General features: G+C 49.5%; 19 protein-coding genes and 2 pseudogenes. 3 read left to right on the top strand and 18 right to left on the bottom strand.

Annotated features, from left to right (window positions below):
• Together FDX04_RS14570 and FDX04_RS24500 are read left to right on the top strand one after the other, a co-directional pair.
• A partial coding sequence (locus FDX04_RS14570) for an IS1 family transposase (RefSeq protein WP_001437028.1) occupies positions 1-147 on the top strand: 147 nt, incomplete at its 5' end.
• A 590-nt stretch (positions 148-737) separates the two neighbouring features.
• Positions 738-866, top strand: a pseudogene (locus tag FDX04_RS24500) (hypothetical protein); the annotation flags it as partial.
• Between the two features lie 86 nt (positions 867-952).
• Here the strand turns inward: FDX04_RS24500 and FDX04_RS14565 are convergent.
• The 12 genes from FDX04_RS14565 to FDX04_RS14510 all read right to left on the bottom strand — a co-directional run bounded on the left by FDX04_RS14565 (position 953) and on the right by FDX04_RS14510 (position 17,913).
• On the bottom strand, positions 953-1,453 hold the full coding sequence (locus tag FDX04_RS14565) for a hypothetical protein (protein ID WP_137371137.1): 501 nt from the start codon (positions 1,451-1,453) through the stop codon (positions 953-955).
• A gap of 46 nt (positions 1,454-1,499) precedes the next feature.
• The gene (locus FDX04_RS14560) at positions 1,500-3,068 is read right to left on the bottom strand and encodes an SUMF1/EgtB/PvdO family nonheme iron enzyme (protein WP_137371136.1); all 1,569 of its coding nucleotides are present in this window, start codon (positions 3,066-3,068) and stop codon (positions 1,500-1,502) included.
• A 48-nt stretch (positions 3,069-3,116) separates the two neighbouring features.
• Positions 3,117-4,331 carry an ABC transporter permease gene (locus tag FDX04_RS14555; RefSeq protein WP_137371135.1) on the bottom strand — a complete coding sequence of 405 codons (1,215 nt, stop codon included), beginning with the start codon at positions 4,329-4,331 and terminating at the stop codon, positions 3,117-3,119.
• Positions 4,321-5,046: an ABC transporter ATP-binding protein gene (locus FDX04_RS14550; protein WP_137371134.1), complete on the bottom strand. Its 726-nt coding sequence runs from the start codon at positions 5,044-5,046 to the stop codon at positions 4,321-4,323. The genes FDX04_RS14555 and FDX04_RS14550 overlap by 11 nt, the downstream gene beginning before the upstream one ends.
• A complete protein-coding gene (locus FDX04_RS14545) occupies positions 5,046-7,007 on the bottom strand; it encodes a vWA domain-containing protein (RefSeq protein WP_137371133.1) in 1,962 nt (653 codons plus the stop codon). Before FDX04_RS14545 ends, FDX04_RS14550 begins: the two co-directional genes overlap by 1 nt.
• Entirely contained in the window at positions 7,004-8,017 is a 1,014-nt protein-coding gene (locus FDX04_RS14540; RefSeq protein ID WP_170975166.1) for a hypothetical protein, read from the bottom strand. The genes FDX04_RS14545 and FDX04_RS14540 overlap by 4 nt, the downstream gene beginning before the upstream one ends.
• Positions 8,011-10,725 (bottom strand): virulence factor SrfC family protein, encoded by a 2,715-nt coding sequence (locus FDX04_RS14535; protein WP_137371132.1) that lies wholly within the window; start codon positions 10,723-10,725, stop codon positions 8,011-8,013. Before FDX04_RS14535 ends, FDX04_RS14540 begins: the two co-directional genes overlap by 7 nt.
• On the bottom strand, positions 10,725-13,793 hold the full coding sequence (locus FDX04_RS14530; RefSeq protein WP_137371131.1) for a virulence factor SrfB: 3,069 nt from the start codon (positions 13,791-13,793) through the stop codon (positions 10,725-10,727). The genes FDX04_RS14535 and FDX04_RS14530 overlap by 1 nt, the downstream gene beginning before the upstream one ends.
• A gap of 17 nt (positions 13,794-13,810) precedes the next feature.
• A complete protein-coding gene (locus tag FDX04_RS14525; protein ID WP_137371130.1) occupies positions 13,811-15,280 on the bottom strand; it encodes an SrfA family protein in 1,470 nt (489 codons plus the stop codon).
• A gap of 50 nt (positions 15,281-15,330) precedes the next feature.
• Positions 15,331-16,476, bottom strand: coding sequence for a tellurite resistance domain protein (locus FDX04_RS14520; RefSeq protein ID WP_137371129.1), 1,146 nt, complete (start codon positions 16,474-16,476; stop codon positions 15,331-15,333).
• A gap of 127 nt (positions 16,477-16,603) precedes the next feature.
• Complete coding sequence (locus FDX04_RS14515; RefSeq protein ID WP_137371128.1) at positions 16,604-17,086, bottom strand: hypothetical protein; 483 nt, start codon at positions 17,084-17,086, stop codon at positions 16,604-16,606.
• Between the two features lie 89 nt (positions 17,087-17,175).
• Entirely contained in the window at positions 17,176-17,913 is a 738-nt protein-coding gene (locus FDX04_RS14510; protein ID WP_137371127.1) for a hypothetical protein, read from the bottom strand.
• Positions 17,914-18,686: 773 nt separating this feature from the next.
• On the opposite strand from FDX04_RS14510, the pseudogene FDX04_RS24495 reads away from it, so the two are divergent.
• A pseudogene (locus tag FDX04_RS24495) lies at positions 18,687-18,797 on the top strand (restriction endonuclease subunit M); the annotation flags it as partial.
• 42 nt (positions 18,798-18,839) lie between these two features.
• On the opposite strand, the gene FDX04_RS14505 reads toward FDX04_RS24495, so the two are convergent.
• The 6 genes from FDX04_RS14505 to FDX04_RS14480 all read right to left on the bottom strand — a co-directional run.
• Positions 18,840-20,789, bottom strand: coding sequence for a methyl-accepting chemotaxis protein (locus tag FDX04_RS14505; protein ID WP_137371126.1), 1,950 nt, complete (start codon positions 20,787-20,789; stop codon positions 18,840-18,842).
• Positions 20,790-21,407: 618 nt separating this feature from the next.
• Positions 21,408-22,850 carry a pyruvate kinase gene (gene pyk / locus FDX04_RS14500; protein WP_137371138.1) on the bottom strand — a complete coding sequence of 481 codons (1,443 nt, stop codon included), beginning with the start codon at positions 22,848-22,850 and terminating at the stop codon, positions 21,408-21,410.
• Between the two features lie 57 nt (positions 22,851-22,907).
• Positions 22,908-24,044 carry a glycerate 2-kinase gene (gene garK / locus FDX04_RS14495; protein ID WP_137371125.1) on the bottom strand — a complete coding sequence of 379 codons (1,137 nt, stop codon included), beginning with the start codon at positions 24,042-24,044 and terminating at the stop codon, positions 22,908-22,910.
• A gap of 66 nt (positions 24,045-24,110) precedes the next feature.
• Positions 24,111-25,001 carry a 2-hydroxy-3-oxopropionate reductase gene (gene garR / locus FDX04_RS14490; protein ID WP_044701295.1) on the bottom strand — a complete coding sequence of 297 codons (891 nt, stop codon included), beginning with the start codon at positions 24,999-25,001 and terminating at the stop codon, positions 24,111-24,113.
• Positions 25,002-25,031: 30 nt separating this feature from the next.
• Positions 25,032-25,802 (bottom strand): 2-dehydro-3-deoxyglucarate aldolase, encoded by a 771-nt coding sequence (gene garL / locus FDX04_RS14485; RefSeq protein ID WP_003840018.1) that lies wholly within the window; start codon positions 25,800-25,802, stop codon positions 25,032-25,034.
• 15 nt (positions 25,803-25,817) lie between these two features.
• The coding region (locus FDX04_RS14480; protein ID WP_137371124.1) for an MFS transporter at positions 25,818-26,229 on the bottom strand (412 nt) is incomplete at its 5' end.

Raw genomic sequence — 26,229 nt, 5'->3', positions numbered from 1 at the left:
CGTTACACTCAGCGCATTGAGCGACATAACCTGAATCTGAGACAACATCTGGCAAGGCTGGGACGGAAGTCACTGTCGTTCTCAAAATCGGTGGAGCTGCATGACAAAGTCATCGGGCATTATCTGAACATAAAACACTATCAGTAAGTTGGAGTCATTACCGCATCCCGCTGAGTAATAAATTTCAATAATGCTTATGTAATAATTATTATCAGATAGTTCAACACAGACGGTCGGTAATAGGCTGCAGCATATAATGTATCCATTTCATCACCTGACGTTTGTTCTTACATGTGTTTAACAGCCATTACAGATTGTTTTCGTTACATCAATATCATGCCGAACCCCCACAGGTTAACAGCGGTAAAGAGCTTTGTGGAGGCCTTCAAACACTATAACGAATGGTATCCGCACAGTACTCTGGGATATCGTTCACCGTGGGAATACCTGCTGCTTCGGGCCAGCAATGTATTAAGTAATAAAATGTGTATAGGAACATAAGTGCCAATCCAAAAAGTTATAATGAATGAGTATTTTTTATCTTTAAAAATAAGTGATTAATACTTTGCTGTTGATTGGGAATGTTACCATAAAAGCTGACTTCTCTATCACGCTCAGGGCTGGCTAGCTCGATAGCCAACGATTCTTTTTGTACATCTAGGCCAACATAAATCGAAGGGGAATTCTGTAACATGATGACCTTCAATAATGCACAGATGTTAAAATGATTATATAAAGGTCATAGTATCTTCCTGTTCTTCGGTTCTAATCATGGAGGTGAGCACAGTGCTCTGCTGTACAGCCTGATCGGGACTTACACACTGAACGGAATAGATCCAGATACCCAACGGCACCACGTGCTGAACGGATGGTTATTGGTGATCACCAAGGTGTCACGTTTGACATAACCAGGCCATCAACCACTATCACCCGGTAACCTGGCGCGCGTATATTAGTTATTAATTAAGTCGATAATACGATCGCCTTCAGCATCTTCCTGTGCCACCCGGCTAAATATACTACTATAACTTTTTATATCTACCTTGATTGGTTCTTTACAATCTTTGTGGAATACTTTTTTTCCATTTTTTGTGACGACGACGCCAGACATATCACCGCGTTGCTCTTTGTCGTAAACAATATATTCATAGCCCCCTTTTGCGATACGAATCCAGTATAAAGATCCTCCGGCGATCGTTTCTGCACTGTAATACGCTGTGACTCCCGACTGATTAGTGACAAGATTCAGCTCCGCAATAGGAGAAGATGATGTTCCCAGAGCATATCCGGCAGTATCCAGGGCAATAAAAGCGCTGGCAAATTTATTATTGGTTAGCAGACACTCAAGTGTTAATTGTTCCTGATCCTCTGAACTATAGGTCCCGGCAAAAGATGTCTGGGCGGTGGCAATACAGCCTAAGACTATTGCCACAATTTTTAAGCTAAACTTCACGTTCTTCACTCCTTAATAAACATGTGTGTTTAATCGTTGTGTGAGATTAATTTCCGCTTTTAATTTGCTTACAAGTATCCAGCCACCCGGCGGTATCAATTTTGCCGTTTGCCAGATATTTTTGCTGATTCTGCCAGTGCGCGGCGAGAAATGGCTTAAGACCTGCAAGACGTTTGTTCAGGGTGAGCATTTGATCGAAAACTGTCACTTCATGTTTCAGACCTTCCTGACCATAAAGCGTAGCTGAATCAACCAGACTACTGGCGTAGTAACTCGTCAGTTGTTGCAGGCGATCTGTTTGCTCACCAAGTTTTGTTTTTCGGATCGCACAATTTTTATCACTGTCATCTTTATCCTTACACAGTAATTCATAGTTGTGATTGAGGAAGTCAAGAAAGCGGCCATCATCCTGCAATTTTGTGCAAAGGAAGGAGCCGAGGTTAAGGCTGGCGCGGATCGATTGTGCCCGTTCTTCCTGCTGTTGCTGATTACTGGCGCGGAGCTGATTTTCCATATCCTTCAGTTTCTTTTTCAGCTCTGTGTCTTCAACGCCTGATGCCAGGCTTCCCAGCGCTTTTGCGGTGTCTGTGGGGACGTCTTTGCTCTTATCTATGCCCGGTTTATCTGTACCGAGAGTAGCCCAATTTTTCTCCAGTTGTTTCACTCGGTCTGTTGATGTAATGGTCGGAGAGACCAGAACCAGACGCAATCCGGTGGTTTTGCTGGTGAAAGGATGGGCTTCATCGTAGTAGTTAATTTCTTTACGGGTCGCGCTACGGATCTCTGATTCATTCGAGATGACGCTGCCTCCGCGAACCACAAAACCACCAGCCTGGCCGTGAAGCCTGTTGATTTTATTGAGATAGAACGGGGTGAACATCATCTCAGAGACGTTACCCAGCATATCGTGTAGGCCGAGGGGGTTAGGGTTCAACAGCCCAATGAGCTGTACTTTGCCGTTAGAGGACTGCGAACCGGAATACCACTCGTAATTTTTCATGTCATCCATCGGATAGTGGGAATCACGGAATTCCGCACTGTTTACCTTGAGGCCACCACGTGCTGCAAATTCCCATTCTACTTCAGTGGGCAGACGTAAAAATCCAGGGTTACCATCCTCTTTCGGTAATTTGTCGAGAGCATTCGTGCGTAACCACTGGTTATATTTATCGGCAAAATTTACCGCATCGAACCAACTGATATTGGTTTCTGCGATGCTTAACTTACGTGATGGCGTGGGACAGGTACCGCTGGTTAATGCCTGGTATTGCAATGCTGTCAGTTCATATTTGGCCATCAAATAGTAACGACCTTTGCTTTTGTTGCTTTCGGTAAAGCTACCGGCGATGAAGGTTGGATAACTATGTTCAACAAAACCCCATTCTCCGCCATCTTCTCCTAAGGTGATCGGCATATCATCCAAAGGACCTGAGACCGGGATCTCTACCTGACGGAAAACCATGGAGCCTTCACAGGGCATGGGCAAAATAATATCTTCGCTATCCGGCTTGGGGTTATAGATTTTCTCTGCCCACTGTTCGGCCAGCACGGGTGACATCTTCACCAGCAGCGCCAGCGCCAGCCAGCGTGATAATGTGGAAGGGGTAAGGGTCATGGACGTTCTCCGCAAATGATAAATGCCTTGGGCAAGTAGGAATAAGGGTTATGCTTCGCGCAGGCTCTGCGCAGGTTCAATATTAATGGCGCGCCAGGCACCAATGCCGGCAACCAGTGTCGCCACGATGATGGTGAGTATCAGAGCGACTAAACCGTGCAACGGGGTGATCTTACAAATCATCTGACCCGTTGCCTGGCTGCCCGCTAACGCCTGGTTAAAGACCTGACTGGCTAAAAGATAGATCGCAAAGCCGCCGATATAAGCCACTAGACTAAGTAGACAGCCTTGAAAAATCACATAGGCACCCACTGCTGGACGGGTAAAACCGAGCAGGCGGAGGACAGCAATATGTTTACGTTTGCGGTCAACATTCGCGATAAATGAGCCAATAAGTGAGGCAATACAGCCAACCAGTGCAGTGGCGGCAATGGTATTAAAAATAATGCCCAAAACCCGATTGATGCTTTTCACATTTTCTATATCAGCCAGACGGCTGGTGGTTTCGATGCGCTGTTCCCGGAGATCGCGCTCAAGGCTGGCAACCTGATCAATATCTCGGGCGTATAATCTGGCGCGTGCGTAGAGCGGTGGTTTACCGTCAAGCTGCGCACCGCTGACCATCCCCAACCCGGTTACCGCATAGCCATCGCGGAAATGTTCAAGCGCAAGCAATAACGAAGGTTGGGTAAAGATTGCGGAACGATTAAAATAGGTCGCAGGCAAAATCCCCACGACGGTAACGCTTTTTCGTCCCCATTCCCGGCGTTCATCAAGCATTCTGCCTACTCGCAAAGAGAGAGAATCACCGACACTGACCGCTAATTTACGTGCGGCTTCCTGGGTAATGACAACCTCGTTTTCCTGATGGAGTTCAAGGGACTTGAGTAGAGGGTCCCCTGAGTCTGTTGGAATAACTTCTGCGTTCTCAATGAAATGTGTGCTGTCTGTTTGCAGGTCAGCAAGGGTATTTAGCGAACGCGTTTGCCCGATGGCGAAGCCCACATCGGGTCGCTGCCGTAACTCTTCGATCCACTTTTGGGTGTAGCTGCCGCTACTCAGCATACGGATTTCCAGGTTGCGAGGGTCACTGGCCAGATCTTCTTGTAGCTGGTTCACAATCCCAAAACGCAAACCGAAAAGAAGTAATAAAGGTGCGATGACAGCAACGAGAGAAGAGACGATGCAAAAAGAAATGATGCGATCGTGCCACAGGTCTTGCATAGCCAGGCGGCCCAGCAGTCTGGCTCGGTTAAAGGACAAAATAGGTTCCTCCCTGTTCGTGCTTCAACGATGCCACTAACGGTTCAGGCTGGGCAGTTAAACAGGGTAAATTGAAATGTTGTACCAGTGGCCAGTCATGACAAACAATCAGCGCCATCATGCCTTCCAGGCGGACCAGTTCAATAAACAGGCTAAACAATTTCTTTGCGTTGTAGGGATCAAGTGCAGCTGTTGGTTCATCCGCCAGCACCAGCTTTGGACGGTGCAATATCGCACGTGCGAAAGCGGTTCTCTGTCGTTCACCAAACGACAACTGCGTTGGATATTTGGTCAATAATGGCGCAAGTTTGAGAGCATCGATTACTCTGTCCTGCAGCGCGTGGTCGGGGCGTAACCCCAGCAACTGGCACGGCAGAAGGATGTTATCTTTGACGCTCAGATAGGGAAGCAACCCTCCATTTTGTAACACAAAGCCAAGCTGACGGGCGCGAATACCCGCCAGTTCATTATGTTGTTCATCCTTTATCAGCGTTGCGATATCAAATTGCTGTGCACCTTCGTCCAGCTCGAAGCACCCGATTTTACTGGGCTGCAGTAATAAGCCGATGGCTTCCAGTAGCGTGCTTTTACCACATCCACTTTCACCTGTGACTGCGACCACCTGGCCTGACCGCAGCGTGAGCTGCGGCAGGTAAACCCGGTGAGCATGACTGCCCTGACCACGAACAACGCACAACTCTTCTATCCGCAGCATCAGGGCATCATTTCCAGCGGGATGGGATAAACGCGATCGCGCGGATCACTTCCTTTTGCCAGCTCAACCCAGCGATCAACATCGGCGTTATATTTTTGGTAATGACGCAGCTTGGATGACAGCGTGCGGATAAATTTCTCCTGTGACAATCCATCCCAGCTTTTCCAGGTCTCTTCGTCGAGGTTCAGTACATCGCTCTTATAGGGAAGATCGGCCAGATATTCTCCCAGCACCCCCAGATCGCCAATGCGGGCATTGTCCTGTTGTTTCAGTTGGTTAGGATCAGCACCCATGGTTGCCGCAACAGTACGCAGTTGCTCAAACATTTTGGTCGGTGAGATCATCCCCTCATTTGCTGCTTTAAGGATCTGGCTGACAGCATCGCTTAAGTCGCTTAGCTGACCTTTGGTCAAGAGAACACGAACGTCGGTGGTAGGAATGTTTTGCTTAATCAGGTCGCGGTCGCTAATCCATGCCTGAAAGACTAACGGGGCTTGTGTGCTGTTACGCTTACCCAGATAGGCCAGCTGCATGGCATGTCCAATTAATGCAGTATCCTGAAGCAGCTTTTGCTCCGGTGTCAGTTTCTGTCCATCATCTTTCGCGTAAAGCGCACTACCAATCGCAGCATCACCCATGTAAGCGGATTTAACCTGCTCAGTAATGGCGGAAGCTAGTGCATCTACCTGCTGGCCAAACATCTTGATATCACCGGCATTTACGGCCTGGTAAAGGTTGGACTGAGTACTGTCAAAATTGGAGAGATCGCGGTACTGGCTTTCGGCTTTGGCATGGTTATCTTTGCCGCCTGATGTTTTTAGGTGCAGCGTATAGATAGCAATACCGCGGTTACCCGCCTCAAGGCGAAGCTGGCTGGCATCCAGACCGGTACCTGACAGCTTGTTGCTACCGTCAATAGCACCTGCATCGGTAATCAGGACCATGTAACGAGCGCCAAACGGGCTCCAGTCAATGTCATCAATAGCTGATAGCACGCCGGAATACGCATCCTCGTCATACAGAGAACTGGAGACTTTCGCTTCTTTTAAATCAGCGACTTTCTTCAGGAAATCCGTACCATCTTTCACATGGTTAGGATCTGCGTAAATCTTTGTGCGGTACTCAAGGCCCGGAACGGCTTTGGTATTTGAGCGAAATGAGATCAACCCAAACTTAACCTGCCCATCCAGATGCTCTTGTTTGATCTTGCCATAGATCTTATTAACCGCTTCTTTGGTGCGCTCAATGTAAGGCCCCATTGAAATGGTTGAGTCAATAACGAAGACCACTGAGGCGTTAAACCCTTTCAATTGATTTACGTTATCTTCTTGTTTTTTAACCGTTTCAGCTTTACTGACGGAGGCTACGTTAAGCAGGCGAGTATAGAAGCCATCTTCGGTCATGACCTCTTCGCCGCTCAGGATTGGCAGCAGATAAAACTGCTTTTGCAGATCGACAAAATATTCGGGCTCTTCAGCCTGAATACCTTCGGCGTGGCCATCCCGTTTTAACCTGGCGCGAAGTGGGGCAACCAGCGATACGGGATCGGGGGCAGAGAGAATATCATCAAGGCTTTTTCTCTCTTTAAAGAACAGCAAACGGTCACGGTTTGCCGGGTTGGTAAATGCCAATGTGAGTTGCATTTTCCAGTCGACAGTACATGACTTTGGTAACCAGCCTATAGTTTTACCAAAGCTATCCGGCCCGACCTTAAGCCAGCTCTGGCCGTTTGCATCTTCTTTTTGATAAACATACAGGCTGCTGAAGGCCGGCTGTAGCTGACCTTTATCATCACCTGCGGCAGTCCCAAGTTTGCAGCCCGGGGTAGTGAGAACACGTTGATATAACGTTTTCTTACCTTCCTGGAGCAGAGGTTTGTCGCCATCAGCGGCAAATACATGCCCGCTAAGCAACAGACCACATAATGGCAGAGCCAGACGACTCATCGGATTCCAGGTCATTTTCCTAGCTCCTCAAGACGCTGTTTGGCTGTTTGGTTGTCAGGCTCCGTTTGCAGAACTGTTTCGTACCAATATGCTGCAGTATCTTTATCCGGTGCTTTGAAACATTCACTTGGCTGGTGGTATTTCGGGTCGTATTCACCTGCGTACACGAGCGCGATTTTGGTATCGCCACCCTGGGCACGGTTAGCATACAGACGCTGTGCAACACCACATTTTTTAGCCTCTTTTGCGGCCTGGATAATGGTCAGCAGTTTGTCACTGTCGAGTTTTTCCTGAACGCAGCTCTGGACGAAATCAAGCTCGTTCTGGCTGTTCAAACCCTGTGCAGAACAGGTGCTATGAGCGACAGGCTCTGGTGCGGCGGCGGGTGCAGACGCCGGTGTTTCTTGCTGTGTTTGTTCAACAGGAGGGGCTTCCGGTGATTTATCCCGGCCTAAAAACCACCACAGCGCACCAGCAATCACGACTAATGCCAGTATTGCCGCGCCTATAACAGGAAGGCGGGAGGACCCCGATTTCGCCGGAGTTCTCGCTTCAGTATGAATTACCGACTCTACAGGTTCAGGGGCAACAACGGTTTCTGTCGCAATGACGGGCTCAGAAGGAACTTCTGGAGTAGCCAGCATGCTGCTGCCGCTATAGTTACCTGTTTCACCTCTTGCTTCAGAAGAGAGCAGTTCGTCGCGCACCAGCTGTAACGTGGTATTGCGTGTTTCTCCAGAATCCAGCTTGATCTGAATTTGTACCTGGCTTGCCGTCGCCAGCAATGGGTCAAGCAATGTTGGGCCAATACGAAAACCGCTACCATTATTTAACGCATAACCACCGTTCATGGTAAACCAGTGTTGCGCCGGGCTCCAACTGCCATCGGGTTGCAGGTAGTTCTGCTCGTTATTGCACAGAGTAAAGGTCAGATTAGTCAATATTGCGGTTTCACCACGCAGGCGGACCATCAATTGTGCAGTACCTGGCTCTGCCGGCTGGCAGGCGATGATTTTAGCTAGCATGGCATGTTCTCTTGTTTCAATTGGCTGATAATCTGACCAAGTTGACGATTCTGTTCGAAGGAAATATCCCGTGTGGCGCTATGACCCGCATTGTCCAGGACAACGCTCATCAAAGCAGAAAGCCAGTCACCCAGATAGGAAACGCCGGGCTGTGGTGCGACGGCGGCGAGTTGTGGCAACTCATCGTTAGCGAGCTGCTTCTGACGCAGAAACACTTTGTTTTTCTCGCCAACATAGCTGTTGGGGACCTTGTCTGCTGGCAGGGTGAGATAACCAAACCAGGCAATAAAATCACGTATGGTCAGTTGAGCGCGTAAAACCTGACGTGCTCGCATGTGTACGCGAGTGGTTTCAGCCTGCTCTTGACCCGCCAGGGCATGTTTCAATGTCCCTTCCAAATCCAAACGTGTGGCGGCGGTGATTAGCTCTTCGCTGAGTTGATTAATCAGCTCACTGCTCATGCCCAGTTGACGCCACTGCAACGGTTGCTGCGGCAACTCCCGTAGGTGGGCTACCCAGGCTTTAAAGGCCTGATGCGCGAAATCATCATCCTGGCCTACGCGTTCCGCTGCGGCAGTTGCTGGCGCATCAACAACGGTGGTTTCAACAGGTGTAGTCGCAAAGGGATCGCTGGCAAAGGGGTTATCAGCGAACGGATTACCACCAAACGGACTGGTTGCGAAAGCATTGATGGTCGGGCTTTCGCCTTCGGTTTGCGGTGCCTGCTCGAGGTCGCGAATACTCAAATAAATGTTGTTGAGCTCCTGAGTCGGCAGAACCAGGCGTTTGATAAGTTCCCCCATACTGTGGGAACATGCAGACAGGCCCTGCCATAACTCTTTGGCAATTGCTTGTTTTTTCACAATCTGCCCATCACCGTCTTTTTCGTACCACCGGCCAAGACGTTGATCGCCGGTTTCCATGCGACATTGCAGCAGTTGTTGCTGTAAACGTTTTAGTTTGAAGTCGAGATGGGCGACGCCGCGCAGTGCTTTCGTCAGGCGCGACATTCCTCCGTCGTTGAGTTCGAGCATTGCCTGCCAGGCTGCTTTCGGTTCTGCAACGTGCTCATTCACATGTTTTCCGCAGACGAAGGTGCTGCCCATGGTATCGAGTACATCGCGGTAACGATCGCTGATACCCACTTCCTGGAGTCTCTCCTGCCCGGCATCACCTTCAAGCCTCAGGAAAGGGTTATCAAGCCCGGGTTTGCGTACCAGGAAACAGTTGTTGAAAGGCTGGTTGGGTGCCCATTGTGAAAGCCATTCATAGTTCGAGAAACGCTCCAGTAAAGTCATGTGCATCATACCTTCCCAGCCTTCTTTTAACTGGCTTTCGGTATGTTGCAGGCTGTTGACGATACGCATATCACACATGGTGATTGCCCAGAACAAACCCGGGTTGCGGCCCCCGCGCTCTTCGGCACTCTTACCCTGGGTTTTCTCTACCCAGCGGTTTAATACCGGGCCCACATCAGCAACGTCGCTCTGTTTGGCTGAGCTTGCACATACGACAAGCGCATTCATTTCCTGGTTATCGGTATAGCGTTCGAACAGGTAAGCAACTTTTCCGCGAAGCAGGAGCTGCGAAATCGCGTTAAGTCCATCCCGGCCAGCCTGTTCAAGTGCGGTGATCTTGAGACGACCGCGATAGCCAGGGAAGTCGAGCAGATCAACCTGTTCTACAACGCTGTTGGTTTCAACTTCTGCCAGAGGGAAAATCAGCTCTGTGGTTAAGGCTGCCAGCTCCGCCTGCGTTAAGTTGGCGCTACCAATTTGTTGTTCTTCTTTCCAATAACGGATCTCAACGTTGCGATCCTGGTTGGAGCCCAACCTGTTCAGGCTATCTACGTTCATGATGCTGCCACTGCTATGGTCAGTCAGCGTTTCCAGCGGGGCAAATACCATCCGGGTATGATTCAGTTTCGCCAGTACATTGGCTAATGAACGGTAGGTTTCGGTGAGAGCTGGCTGTTCTCCCCACAACAGGGAAAAGAGCTCTGCACGATCATTTGGGCTCAACGTCGGGGCAATTTTCAACACCTGCGGCCACCAGGCGTGTTCAAGTTTCTCAACTGACTTTTTAAAGGAGGCGTTAAGGTAATCCCACAAGGCGACGACATCTTCCTGGCTGACGCCGTTATATTCCTGAACCTGCACAGCACGCTGCAGGAATGGGCGCAGGTGCTCTTCAACCCGGCTTTGGTCAAGCTGATAGCTCAATTGCTCATGGTTGAAGTCGTTAAACCAGGCGTTGGCCAGAATCTTAGCCAAATCGATTTCACTGAACAGTCGCAACGGCACTGGGTATCCAGCCGGCGCGGCAGGCGCCTGACGGGTAAAGCGAGTGACCAACCCCGTCGCTTCTTTACCTCCGCCGACAGGGTTTACCTCTTTGATAAAGTCAACACGCCTTTCGCCGTAGAGTGCTTCCAGCGACCCATTGCTACCAGCAGCGAGCGCTGAAATGAGGTACGATTTCCCTGCCTGAGAAATACCGAAAAAACCGACGGTCATCGGTGTTTTGGCAACCTGAGTCAGGCTATTGGCCAGATTCCTCGTACGCAGCAAACTCAAGTTGAGTTTGTCTGCTTCGTTGTCTAAACGACGTGAACCGGGGCGTACGTTGTCGACCCATCCGAGTGCGTCCAGGCATCCCTGAGCGATAGCAGCCCAACCCTGAGTGAGAGATTTTTGTTCGCTATTCATTATTTTTTAACACTCCCGCTATCGAGCCAATGACGGCTATCAATGAGCCCTCTGTCGGGCATCGTATTGAGTTCCAGATCCAAATCACGTTTACTAAATGACTTATCGGTGTTGCTGCTGACATCGGCGATCGTCAGGCGATCGCTAATCAGTCCAAGCTGACGAGCTCGTTTACCCTTATCGATCGTCAGTCTGACTTTGAGATACGGGGAGCCATTATCCGTGGACTGAGCCGAAGAGAATTTTTTACGTCCTTCTTCGCTAAAACGGAGGGTATACAGCGGTGCTGCGGTCCAGCGTTCTGCATCCAACTGGCGATAGCCTAAGCGCAGGTCGCCACGCATAACGATGCTTTGTGTGGTTTTATCGCCATTTTCATCGATGATGGCCGGAAGCTTGATCTGCCCGTTTTCAGACTCGATATGTTGATAAACGATGTCGGCATCGCGAATCAGGTTATCCATATCAATGGTGCCGATATGGCGAATCGTTGAATACGGTTTCAGCTCTGAGGTGCGGAAATGGAAGTTAGGGATGCTGTGGTTTGCACACAACTGCGTGAGCATGGCACCCACTGAAGCCGTACTTTTCGGATCGTCGATATGACCGTTTTTATGGAACGGGTACCAGGTACCCGTCTGATAGCCATGTAACGGCAGAATACGCCCTGGCGGTAACGGAAGGTTGCGACGAATAATCGCCTGAATCCCAGGTAACTGAGACGGTCGGCCGGTGAGTAGCAGCAGATCGCAATGATAATAAGACAGCACTTCACAGAGTGCGGTCAGGACTTTATCTATGCTGAACTTACCTGCACAGAGATCGCCATGGAGTTTGGCGAGTGGCAGATTAAGCATGATATCCGTGAGCTTAAAGTCGGTCGGACCTCCCGCTTTCTGAACTTCCCGGCGCACGAATCCTTCGACTTCATCACGAATACAACCGACTGGTAGCAAATCGCCAACACGTTGGTTAATCAGGGTATGCGTTTGTTCATCAAGCGGATCGTAATGTTCGTATGTTCCCAGGATATGTAATGCGAGCGGGACGAACAGCTGCAGGCTCAGTTGTTGGCGCAGCACGGCTTCGGCTGCACTAATATTCTGCGATCCGCACAACTGGGACATCAATGTTTCAGTGGACATCACACCGGCTTCACGCAGGGCTTGCTCAAAAGCGGGGAGAACGTATGACTGAATAACATCCAGCAAAATGTCATCACCTGCGATCTTAAAACTGTCGCGAAAGCGCTGGCGGGGGATGATATGTACGTTAGTACCACCACCAGTGTGTCCGTTATGATCGAGGCGGTAATCGGTAATCACCAGATCGGTGGTCCCGCCGCCAATGTCAATTGACGCGATAGTGATACTTTCACGATCGGTACGGTCTGGTCGGCCAATTGCGTCGAAAAACTCTTCCGGATGACCGGCAAAGTTCTGATTAATCTCGGTGTACAGGTAAACCAACTGTGCACAGGAGGCTTCGTCCCACTCCACCCTGATTTCAGGTAATGGGATCTTGATGTTGGCTTCCGTATGCTCTTCTTGTACGTCCTCATACGGATCGTTCTCGCCGTTGTGCCAGCGTAACGACTTCCACACCAGGCCGACAGCCTGACGCATGCGTTCATCCAGCACACAGCGTTCAGCCATGGGCATACCTGGCGGAACCGTCAGAATAATATGGCGTAACTGACGCGGGATCCCAGCGTGTCCCTGGCGAATACGCTGCTCCGGGCTGTTAATCTGGCTAATGGCCTGGGTCAGAACTTCAGCCAGCATAAAGGTCATCAGCGAACTGCGTGAGTAGCGTGGCGTAAAGACGGGGATGCGATCCATCTCATCTTCAATGGTGTGCAGGGCTTCGCCTCTTTCATCGATCAGGTTGGCAAACGGTGCCGCCGTTGCCAATGGATTACTGTCCTGCACATAGCTGCCATTAAAACGCCAACCCTGACCATAAAACTTCTCATCCCACAGATAGCGTTTAGGGCTGGATAGGCCTGTTGAACCTTCGCTGCCTTTACGACGAGCCGCCAGACGGCTGGCTTCACCACCAATACGTGCGATAGTCGGCCACTGGAACGCGTCGTGGCGACCGCTGCGTACAGAGCAATGATCTTTGCCGAAGAAGGCTTGCGAAAATTCGACCCGGCTTTCAAAAGGATCGGTATAGATATGTTCGGGGGCACTGAGATCACGTAGTTTCAGCGCATAGTTGTGCCTCATGCCTGAACCTGATTGCCCGTGATCTTCAATAAGAATGCCGCAGGTGCGCGAGTTGCCCACGTCGAGTATCAGGTCGACGGCGATGGGTTTAATTGCATTGGTTTCCCGATTGGCAATCACCCTGAACTGCGGCAGTTCAATGACGGGTTCAGTCTGGGTTTGCAGACCTTCGACTGGAATCGCCATCAATGACAGAAGGTTCAGGTAATGTGCCAGCGGGTATTGCTGTGCAAGTTCCTGCTCACGCTCGTCGATATCCCGGCCTTTGCTCGCTTCTTTGAATACTTCTTTGAGCCAGTCGGTTATCCAGTCCTGCGTCAGGTACCAATTTAGGGCATAGGTTGCAGTCGCGACGGCGAAGGTTGCCCCAGCATTCACATCTTCCTGGTTCGGGCTGAGGTCAGCGGCAGCCTGCTGTTTAGCCATAATACGGGTGTCGATCGCCAGCGTCATGCGATGGCTATGACCATCTAAATCGGGTTCTGGCAGTTTGACTAAACGAAAACGAGCCCAGTTTAGCGGTCCCTCCTGGTACACATTCGGTGGGCTAAAGCGAAACAAAGGAAGCGGTAACCAGATGCCGTCGAACAACTTCAGGCTCTGTTCAACAGGGATATCGTACTGGCTTTTTGCCTTCTCGATGTTATCGGGGGTCGGCTGATAGAAATAGTAATCACGCTGCTCGTTGTAAATTAAACGGGTGAGTACACCGTTTGCTAATTTGACAAACTCGCCAGCAGGCAGGCGGCCAAGGGATAATCCGAAATCCATAAACTGGATCCCAGAGTCACCCACAAGGGTAATTTGACGATCGAAAGATACAATCTCAGGCAACATAGTTATCTCGTCCCTGTTCAGGAATTAGGTTGAAGCATGCGAATAGGGAATGTTTTTTCCCCATCATTGCTGCCAATACAATCGGCGTGGCCAGCAGCGGGTGATTTGCACTCGATTGTCGGCACAATAAAGTTTGAACCGTCGCTACATTTCATCTGCTCAGGATTAGTGATACTCAGCGCCCCTTGCTGCACATTGCCGCTGGCAGGGCCACGGCAGGTAACACCACTGGACTGGCGTATGCTGACGGTGCCATTACCCTGGGCAAAGTTATATTGCAGTTGCAACGGTCGCCCGGTGAGCTTGTCCTGAATACCACCATTCACGCGCCATTCGCCGTTAAGAAACTGCGCTGGGCCATCGGGAAGGGTCGGAGGAAGCGTCAACGGAGTGCCCTGTGCCGGGATGACTGGCGGCGTGGTGACTGGTTGAACTGCGGGTGGCGTTTGAGCGTCTGCGGCGCCAGGTACAGCAGGAGGTGCCGGAATAGTCGACGCATCAGCGTTGGCATCACTTGCAGGAACGGCTGGGGGAATTGTGTCGCCACCGACCTGCGTGGTTGCATTCTCTGCCGGAACGGCTGGCGATGTTGGTTCGAGTGCTTGCTGCGCATTGACTGCAGTACCCTCAGATATGCCAGGGACGACAGCTGAACCCACGACGGTTTCTGAACCTGTGCGGGAAACCTTCGTTGTTACATCGGGAACGCCTACGGCTGGATGTTCGATGGCAGGAGCTGTATCGATCGCCGTTTTATCCGTGGCGATGACAGGGAGTCCCGGAATGGAGAGTGATGGCACGCATCCGCGTAGTAGACCTAATAATAATGCCAGCAGCAGCAACGCAAGTAGCAACCAGAGTAACCAACGCCAACTCCAGCGTCTGCGCACTACGGTATCTACAACAGGTGTAACAGCCGGGGTTACGGCGGCGTCTACTGGAGCCAGAGGGGTTGAGACCGCGAGAGGGGTTGCTGGTAGTGATGCCGGACTCAGCCAATGCATAGGATTACGTTGTTCGCCTTCCGGATGGACAAATCCCCAAAAGGTAATCACCAGGATCCCGTTTACGAGATACACAAATTCGTAATCCGGAAAATGTGTGACTGACTTCAGCAACTGCGCGAAGACGCGGCGATCACCCCCGGTCCCGTTTTGCTCAGCATTGAGTAACTGTTCACTTAACGCCTGCACTGACATTTGAAACGCATTAAATTGCTGGCGTGCTGATTCCCGCTCCGCTTCACTCGCACCGCTCCAGGGGATGACATCGCCAGGGAAGCTGCTGTACCAATCGGTTCTGTCACCACCCTGATCGTTTTGTGGGATAGCTAAATGACGAGCCAAATCGCGCCCTGCATCAAGACGGTAGATTGCTTCACGTAACTGGAAAGCCATCTTAAAAACGGGATAGCCCGTTTCACCCAGAGCCTTAAATGAGGAATTATGCCCGGTACGCAGCAGTGGTCCCTGAATCGAATTTCGCATTGTCTAAACCTTGTAAGGCTGTGATTTAACAAAAGCCACAGTGATGCAGGCTATTTTTTACTCGCACCAGGCGTCCATTCAAAACCCCAGCCATAATGCTTATCCAGCGACTTCCGGTCAGGGAATAAACGGTCCAGACGTTCAACGTTGATATTGCCATCGACGTTTTTGAGTCTGGCTATCGCCGCAACGTTATTACGCTGATTGCTGTCAGTCAGCGTGGATATAATGGGGGGTTGATCGGGCACGTAAATCGTGATGGTGGCATTGGTCCCTTGCCAGTTGTCAGCGCCGCCGTAAATGAAGCTATAAATCAGAACCTCATCAATATCCTGCCAGTAGCTACCATTAATGAAGAGCCATTCACCATCTTGATCGTTACCTTCACGAAGATCCTGTTGCAGCAACAGATATGGCGGTTTGTCATAGTTTCCCAGGAACTTACTCAACGCTTCGGCACCACTGATCTTGCCGTTTTTAAAACGAATAAAGGCGGCGATATCGAGGTCGATAGGCTCTTTATGGCTTCCCTGTTGCCAGGTCAGGTTGATTTTAATCCGCCCAAAATCTTTGCGTTTCTCCAGATTTATGCTGGGGTTTGCCTGGGTTAAGTTCGTGCTTGCGGGGGCGACAGCAGGCGCAGCAGCAGGCACATCGTGATGTACCGGGGGAGGGAGCGGGATTACGGAGTTTTTATGCCACCACCACCAGGCGCAAGCGATCAGCAGCAACAATAGCAGCAATAATAGCCATGGCAGGAAGCGTCGCCACCACGGGATAATGACCACGGGAAGTAGGGGGGCTTCACTGATAATGGCCCAGTTGATGAGCACTGGTTCGCCACCTACGCTATAGCAGTCAAGATCGCGCGAATGCGTTAGAAGTCTTTGTAAGGCATGTGCCGAATGTTCTTCGCCGCGTGCGAGTAGCTGATCAATCAAACCGGCCAGAATATCCTGGTACTGCTGGCGTTTACTCTGGACGGCGGATTGTTCCGCATCGCTTAGCGCAGAAAAGGGCTTTGCCAGCCCCTGGCGTTCAGTCCACCATTCCAGATGTCCTTGTGAACCACGACGAGCAGTGGCGTAGAGTAGTGCCAGAGACGGTGGAAGATGACGGTGTATGATCGCAACCGTCTCCTCGTAGATTGTCAGAGTCGCTTCATCAATAGGCGCAGCAGTTGTTAATCGTTGCATAACCGAAATCATTATTGTTGTGAGTTGTATGCGTGGTATGCATGCAGCTGCATATCAGCAAGCCATAGCCGTTTTCTTCAGTAGCAGAAAAAGTGGCCAGGTGACCAGCGCCACTTTTAGTGCATCCTTAGCGAAGGGTATTTGCTTCTTCCAGAACTTTGATTTTCTGCTTGGCTTCTGCGACTTTCTTTTCAATTGCAGCAATTTCACTTGCGCTACTGGCATGCTGAGACTGCCGTTGCAAGTCCTGCAATTGTTGAATTTCCTTCTGGCGTTCACTGCTTTTTATTTTGCTGGACTTCAGCTGTGCAAGAGTCTGTGACAGGTCTGAACGCACGGCATTTAACCTTGCTTGTTCATCGGCCAGCTTCTGATTGACGTTCTGCTGTCGGTTTTGGGTATAAGCCTGCTGTTGCTTCGCCGACTCATTTTCATACTGGCTGAGTCGAACCTGCTGCTCTTTTTGATCAACTTGCTGACGATAACCGCCGGATGTGGCGCAGCTTAGTTTGGTAATAAAACTCGGATCTTGTGCATGTAAATCACAGTCCTGCGGAGATGTAACACAACCGGTAAGTACGATTGACGTGAGAAGTATGTATTTTCTCATCAAATTGTCCATGAATAGAGTCAGATCATGGCGCTTTATACATTAAAGTCGCCCTAAAATAGGCCGATACTCCGACCGGCCAAATGTTGTTAACCCAGAGAGATGGCCTGGCGTTGTTCGTACAACTCGTTCGTTTCTTTTTCCAGGTCACTAATCTTGCTATTCAGGTTGCTGTACTCTTTGTTCAAATTAGCAAGCTTGGTTTTCTCTGCAGATGTGGTAGTGGTTTGTCCTTGCAAAGCGACCTTATAGGCAGACTCTTTGTCTTTCATGCCTTTCACGGTCTCTTTCATCTTGCTAATGTTGGCATCGATTTGTGCTAGTTGCGTTTTAGCACCTGCTTTATCAAAGCCGGCCTTATCTTTTTGGATGCTAATTTTAGTTAAGGTTGCCTGGTTTTCACTGATAACCTGTTTCATAGCAAGGGTAGATTTTTCTACTGCAGCAGTATCTTTGCTGATATCCGTATCCATTGCCTGCAGGCGATCGGCTGTGGAGGCATAATCTTTTTTCAGACCATCAAGATAGTAGTTAGCCGTCATACCCGCTGCACACCCAGCAGCACCACCAATGGCAGCACCTGCAATTGCTTTCTTGGTGTCGCCAGCCAGAGCACCAACCACGGCACCAAGCGCAGCACCTGATACCGCACCAATGCCACAACCTTGCGCACCAGAAGCGCTAAAAAACTGGGATTGCTCGGTGGTTGCCAGACGTGGATCCGGTTTTGTCCCTGACAACAGAGTACTTCCAGTATTAGCGCAGCCACTAAGCAGCAAAGAGGTAGAAATCAAGAAACAAGCTGTTTTTTTGTTGAGTGAATTCACTATTTTTTCCTTAAATAAAATTCAATGGCAATAAACAGATATCAATACCTAAATATTTAGGATATGTAATATTTTCAAACGAGATCAGGCAGGATTTTACTTAATTTATAAGCAACCCAAAAAGTATAGCGGCATATTTATTTCAATTGTTATTATTCTAAATCTATACAATGTCTCGCTTGTTTTATGTAATCTATTTTGTACATCATCTTATACTGAAAATGCAATTTTTTTAATTTATCAAATTATGGTACCAGTCTATAGGCGGTACTCAGTGAAAGTGCCATTAACCATATATCAGTCAATGGCTGTTATATGGTATCAACTATATTGATCGCTCTGGTTCTGCCATTGCCACCTTTTACTACCAGCGTTCACTTTCCTGTTCTAACATGTATCCATGATGGTTCAATCGGTCAGTTGTAAGAAAATAAGCCGCCGGGTGCGGATCTCCAATGATTACTATGTGAGTAAGTTGTACAGAGCTCTACTATAATTTGCTGGACAATCTTTTCAGGCGGTGTTCATCAAAATTACTCATGGATTCCAGTAGTGATTGCAAGGTCAATTTTCTGCCCAGATTTGGGTGCGTTGATATTATGACACGAAGTCAACACCGCAACACCGCAACACCGCAACACCGCAACACCGCAACACCGCAACACCGCAACACCGCAGGGTATAAGGGAAATTGCGGGTAAAACAATATGTTCTCGTCACATAATGCGCCTGCCACTCCCGGCAGACGCGTTTGCTTTTATACAGACAAAATTATGTCAACAGAAGCTGAAGTCTTAACTGGCCATAATGAGCTAATTTACTCACCCCGTATTGAACGTATCACCGCAGGAGGTGATGCTGCGCTGAATCAAATAGGATCCCTGCAATGAACTCGGAATGACTGCTTCCGTTTGGTCAGATTAACTTCAGAAGTTGCTCCAGCTTTTATCACCAGCAGTCGGTACGGTTCTGGCAGCCGGTTCTTCGCTAATTCGTGTTGCAGACTTTCTGGTTGTATCTTCTATACCCGGTAACACAACGCCGCCTGCATAATCATCCAGACGGAAGACAGCCACAAGATTTTCCAGTACATGAGCCTGTTCCTCCAGTGCACCTGCAGCGGTTGAGGATTCACTGACCAGTGAGGCGTTCTGTTGTGTGGTACTGTCGAGCTCGCCCATAGCTTGTGCTATCTGATTTATACCCCGGCTTTGTTCTTCTGAAGCGGAAGATATTTCGCCCATGATATCATTTACCCGGGTGACCGAACTGACTACCTGCGACATGGTTTCTCCAGCTTTAGCCACCAGGTCACTACCCTTGCTTATGCGGGATACCGACTCACTGATAAGCTGCTCAATATCCTTCGCAGCCTGGGAGCTGCGCTGGGAGAGGTTACGCACTTCGCTTGCCACCACAGCGAAACCACGTCCAGACTCGCCTGCCCTGGCGGCTTCAACTGCGGCGTTCAACGCCAGGATATTGGTCTGGAAGGCAATACTGTTAATAACGGCAGTTATATCCGCGATTTTGCTGGAGCTGTTGTGAATATCATTCATAGTGTTTACTACTTCACGCATAACACTACCACCTTCACCAGCGGTTTCAGAAGCCTGTGCAGCAAGGCTTCTGGCATTGCGAGCGTTATCTGCATTATTTTTTACCGTCGCGGTCAGTTGCTCCACGCTTGCGGCGGTTTCCACCACAGCAGCCGCCTGCTGTTCGGTTCGGGAGGAAAGGTCAGAGTTACCTTCTGCAATTTCCGTGGCCGCACGGGAAACCTGGCTTACACTGTTACGAACTTCATGGATCATTGAACGCAGCGTGTCATTCATCCGTCCCATAGCTGTGGTAAGCTGACCAAACTCATCTCTACCGCTAGCAGTGATCTTTGAACTCAGATCGCCGCCGGCAATACGTTCTGCCAGTGCAAGGTTGCGCGCGATTGGGCGGGTAATCTGACAGATGGCCCACCAGGAAACAATTATGCCAATCAGGATGGCAAGAATACCGATCACGGCAGCAATGGTGCCAGAACTGAACGCCAGTTCATCGTTATGTGCTTTCACCAGCGCAATGATCTCCCTCAGTGACGCGCTGCTGAGATCGCCACTGGTTTTTACTTTATCTTCTGCTGCGATCAGGGCACCAGCAGCAGTAAAATAACGAAGGCTCAGATCGTGGTATTTCACTGTGTTATCCCACAGGGACTGCAGCGGTGTTATGATCTCTTCCGGCAGTTGTTCGATCAGTGACTGTACTGAATTCTGTGTGCTGTTGAACCGGCTTTCCAAGCCATTGCGAGACGCAATGGTCGGGTTATAACGCACAACCCGCGCCGCGTCGCGGACGGTACTAATAGCGAACAGTTGCTCATAAATTTGTGTGCTCAGGGCTGTCTCAGCGACCGACGCTCGAACGAGCGCGGTATAACGAGTTGTGAGATCTTCTGTAACAAGTTTATCCAGCTCATCGCGCAAAGTACGCATATCTGCCGTCGCTTTTTGCATTTCACTGATGCTGGACTGAAAGCTCTTAAGATTGTCCACTACTTTATTGATAACCGTCAGCTCCCCCGGTGCCCACAACAGTTCATCTGCGCTGGCTGCCAGCTCCGATGCATGACTGACATAATCTGACATCATCTGGCCGGATTTTTCATCACCGTAGAAATATTTCAACCGGTTAATTTTCGCCTGGAAGACTTCAATATTGATATTATACATCAGGTTAGTTTTTATATAGACGTCACGTATTTCCTTAAAACGCAGCACGCTGAGTATCGTGGCAATAGCAACCAGAAACAGCACCCCCCCAAATCCTGCTGACAGCTTTCTACTGATTTTTATATTGCTTAACCACTGATTGAATAACATTCTGACTCCTTACTGAATCTTAATAAAAGCATCTGATGGCACACTATCAGTTATCGGCATGAGTGAAATGTTACTTAAACACGAATGGTATGTTTGACATAAAAATGTGATATTGATGCACTCAGAGTCCAACACCCAGATAAATTGGCTAAAAGTGTTGGCAAATCCGGGGACTTCCCGGCAGTATTCTCACTTCGCCGGCACATAAACTTTTCACTGTATTAATTTCCATTGATAGTGAAAACTGGATATCAAAAAAGAATAATGTACTCTCAGGAAGAGAGTGAGCATTAATATTGGGGAGTATGAAAAACTTCCCGATAGTGAGGCAGTATATAACACGATTTTATTGTTTCTTTTAATATACTAAAACCCCACTTATTCCTACTCGATATAAGAGAAAAGCATTTTCATTCTTGTTAAGTCATGCAGTCTAACCGTAATACGTGGTTTGACGGGTAACTGGCATACGAAGTATGTCCCGGATTGATTAAGAACGACAGTATTTGATGTCTCAACCCTCGTGCTGGTCTGTTACGAAGGCTGCATGAAGCAGCCTCGGATATCTTAACGGATTTTTAATTTAGAAATTAATCATGGAAAATTAATGATGGACAATTAATCAACATTTAAAATACGTACGGTATTGGCACTTCCTGCCACATCTGTCATATCTCCCTGAGTGACAATTACTTGGTCACCGGATATCAAATATCCTTTTTCACGCAGCAGATTAACAGCTTCCTGTGCAGCTCCAACACCATCACTCAAGCTGTCAAAGTAGACTGGCGTCACCCCACGGTAAAGAGCCATAAGATTCAGCGTATGTTTATAACGGGACAGAGCGAAAATAGGCAGACCAGAACTAATACGGGAAGTCATCAGTGCTGTTCGTCCAGATTTAGTCATAGTCAGTATTGCAGCGACACCTTTCAGATGATTCGCTGAGTACATTGCTGACATGGCAATAGCTTCTTCCACATTGTCAAACTGAATGTCCAGACGATGTCCGGACACATTAACGCCAGGTACTTTTTCAGCACCAAGGCAAACCCTGGCCATCGCCTCTACTGTCTCCACCGGATTTTTACCTGCCGCTGTTTCTGCCGACAGCATAACTGCATCAGTACCATCGAGGACAGCATTAGCTACATCCATAACCTCAGCACGGGTTGGCATCGGGTTGATAATCATCGACTCCATCATCTGAGTGGCAGTAATAACTGCACGGTTCAGTTTTCTCGCCCGACGAATTAACGTTTTCTGAATTCCGACCAGTTTAGGATCGCCTATTTCAACACCTAAATCTCCACGGGCCACCATCACCGCATCTGAAGCGTTAATGATATCATCCATTGCATTTAAGTCGCTGACTGCTTCTGCCCTTTCCACCTTGGCTATAATTTTAGCATCACAGCCCGCATCACGAGCTAAACGACGGGCATATTGCAGGTCCTCACCGCTACGGGGAAAAGAAACAGCAAGATAATCTACACCGATTTGTGCAGCAGTAATAATATCGGCCTTGTCTTTCTCTGTCAGCGCATCGGCTGACAGACCACCACCGAGCTTATTAATCCCTTTATTATTAGAAAGAGGACCACCAACAGTCACTTCAGTCAGAATCCTTGTCCCATTAACTTCCTTAACTTTTAATTGTACCCGGCCATCATCGAGTAATAAAATATCACCTTGAGACACATCGTCAGGCAATACCTTATAATCAACGCCAACCTTTCCCTTATCACCTTCCCCTTTACCCAGATTCGTATCGAGCAAAAATTCTTCCCCGGCATTAAGAAATACCTTGCCTTCTTTAAACGTCGAAATCCGAATTTTAGGCCCCTGTAAATCTCCAAGAATAGCAACATGGCGACCTAATCTACTGGCTATTTCCCGAACCTGGACAGCCCGCATTTTATGGTCATCAGCAGAACCATGAGAAAAATTCATTCGCACAACATCAGCACCAGCGGTAATAATTCTTTCCAGATTATCAACGCAATCTGTTGCAGGACCTAATGTAACCACTATTTTCGTTCTTCGAAGCCGTCTACACATATTCCCCCCGTCAAAAAAGAAATTAACTTTATGATTTATATTCACGTCACCATCTAACTATTGAACCATTTTTGTTTCCGTCTGCATTCCGACAGACAATACTGCTGCAATGTTTCGTGATGACTGGTAAATATTTTCGAAGGAACAACGAAAAGCTTCTTCCAGAGTACATATACAATTTAATACGCTGAATACTGCATCAATTCCATACAAATGAACAATACTGACATCTTTACCAAGGCTTCCGGCAATCCCAACCACGGGTTTGTGATATTTCTTCGCCACACTCGCCACGCCCACCGGTACTTTGCCATGGATGCTCTGGCTGTCGATACGCCCTTCACCGGTGACCACCAGCGTACAGTCATGAATATGTTCTTCCAGATTAAGTGCCTGGGTCACAATCTCAATACCGCTTTTAAGTTCTGCACCAAGAAATGCCATCAGTGCAGCCCCCATACCACCTGCCGCGCCTGCTCCAGGAACGTTCTTCACATCCACATGCAAAAATTTTTTAATGATGTCAGCGTAATGTGACAGATTGCGATCCAGCTCGAGGATCAGCGCCTCATTCGCCCCTTTTTGTGGACCGAAGATCCGTGAGGCACCCAGTTCACCAACCAGGGGATTAGTGACATCGCACGCGACACGGATAGCACAGTTTTTTATACGAGGATCAATACCAGACACATCAATGGTGCTGAGAGTATTCAGACTGCCACCACCATAACCAATCTCAGTACCGCTGGCATCACACAGCTTCACGCCCAGTGCCTGAACCATCCCGACACCACCATCATTAGTGGCACTGCCACCAATGCCGATAATGATATTGCTCACCCCACTGTTCAGCGCCTGTATAATCAATTCCCCGGTGCCACGCGACGTGGTAATCAGTGGGTTGCGTTTTTCGGGTGGAACAAGCGCCAGGCCGCTGGCTGCCGCCATTTCGATAAACGCGGTCTTTCCATCGCCTGATATGCCCCAACTGGCATGCACTTTTTCACCCAGTGGTCCGGTCACTAAGGTGGAATGTGCAGAACCCTGCGTGGCGGCAATCATGGCTTCAACTGTTCCCTCACCACCATCGGCGACTGGTACGGAAACATATTGTAATCCTTTTTCTATTGCCTGAGCTACCTCGGTGGCAGAAAGGCTTTCTTTATAAGAGTCTGGGGCAATTACGATTTTCATAGTTATGTAGCCTGACAGTGCCGCGCAAGGCAAGAAATACAGGGCGCGCATCCGCGCCCTTCTTGTTTAGCGAGTGACTTCCACTTTCGCCAGTTTTTCGTAATAGCATGCCAGTGCACTGTGGTCGGCGGTGCCCAGCCCATCTGCGCGAAGCGCCTGCATCATCTCCATGACTGCAGCAGTCAGCGGCAACTGCGCGCCGACCCCATGAGAAGTGTCCAGCGCATTCGCCAAATCTTTGATATGCAGGTCAATACGGAAACCTGGCTTAAAGTTGCGGTCCATGACCATCGGCGCTTTCGCGTCCAGCACGGTGCTTCCGGCCAGTCCGCCACGGATCGCCTGATACACCAGATCCGGGTTCACACCCGCCTTGGTCGCCAGCGTCAGCGCTTCAGACATCGCCGCAATGTTCAGCGCTACAATCACCTGGTTCGCCAGCTTAGTGACGTTACCCGCGCCAATGTCGCCGGTATGTACCACTGAGCCAGCCATCGCTTTCAGCAGATCGTAATACTTGTCGAAAATCGCTTTATCGCCGCCGACCATTACCGACAACGTACCATCAATCGCTTTTGGCTCGCCGCCGCTGACCGGCGCATCCAGCATATCCACGCCTTTCGCTTTCAGCGCGTCGCTAATTTCACGGCTGGCCAACGGTGCAATGGAGCTCATGTCGATAAGCACTGTGCCCGGTTTCGCCCCTTCAATAATACCGCCGTCACCCAGCGCCACTTCCTTAACATGCGGCGAGTTCGGCAACATGGTGATGATCACGTCGCACTGCTCAGCAATATCTTTCGCCGTGGCGGCGGTTTCTGCACCAGCGGCAATGACTTCCGCAATGGATTCCGGGTTACGGTCAGCAACCACCAACGAGTAACCTGCCTTGAGGAGGTTTTTACTCATTGGTTTACCCATAATACCGAGGCCAATAAAACCAACTTTCATTGTCATGTCTTTATCTCTCTCTACTGTCGATGGTGGTTATTTCTTAAAAGAATCAGCCAGTTTCTGCGTGGCTGAACGGAACACGCCAAGGTCGCTGCCAACAGCAACAAAGGTCGCGCCCCATTCCAGATAACGACGCGCATCCGCCTCTACCGGCGCCAGAATTCCGCTTGGTTTGCCATGTGCTTTCGCGCGGGCAAAAATGTGCTGGATAGCTTTCTGCACATCAGGATGTGACGCATTGCCGAGATGGCCTAGCGCCGCAGCCAGATCGCTTGGGCCGACGAAGACACCGTCTACACCTTCGGTCGCCGCGATGGCGTCAACGTTATCAACGCCCTGCTGACTTTCGATCTGCACGATGATGGTGATGTTCTTATTCGATTGCGCAAAGTAGTCCGGTACGGTGCCAAACATATTGGCGCGATGGGAGACGGACACGCCGCGAATACCTTCCGGCGGATAGCGGGTCGACGCCACGGCGTTCACCGCCTCTTCTTGTGTCTCAACGAACGGGATCAGGAAGTTGTAAAACCCAATATCCAGCAGGCGCTTGATAATCACCGGCTCGTTGGTCGGCACGCGTACGACCGGCGCGCTGGCGCTGCCTTTCAGCGCCATCAATTGCGGGATAAACGTCGAGATATCGTTTGGCGCGTGTTCGCCGTCCAGTACCAGCCAGTCAAAACCCGCCAGGCCTAAAACTTCGGTACTGATTGGGCTGGCCAATGCAGACCAGCAGCCAATCTGAATCTGTTGCGCCGCGAGGGCCGCTTTAAACTTATTCGGAAAAATCGTGTTATTCATCGCTTACACCTTTGTTTATTTCTGCAATTCCATACGTTTAATGTCACCGACAATAAACAGGTAGCAAACCATTGCCATCAGCGCCGAACACCCTACAAACATCAGCGCAGCATTAAATGAGTGCAGCTCGCTCACCAGATAACCAATCACCAGCGGGGTGACGATAGAGGCTACGTTGCCAAATACGTTAAATACCCCACCGCACAGACCAACGATTTCTTTCGGCGCGGTATCGGAAATCACCGGCCAACCCAGCGCGCCGAAGCCTTTGCCGAAGAACGCCAGCGCCATCAGCGCAACCACCAGAGTGGTGTTATCGGTGTAGTTACACAGAATAATGGTCGACGCGAGCAACATTCCGAGCACAATCGGCAGCTTACGTGCCAGGGTGATGCTGAAGCCACGTTTAATCAGATAATCAGAGAAC

The organism is Citrobacter sp. wls615 (assembly GCF_005281355.1).
Taxonomy (GTDB): Bacteria; Pseudomonadota; Gammaproteobacteria; order Enterobacterales; family Enterobacteriaceae; genus Citrobacter; species Citrobacter werkmanii.
The sequence above is the reverse complement of the archived record's forward strand: the minus strand, read 5'-3'. Positions and strand labels throughout refer to the sequence as shown.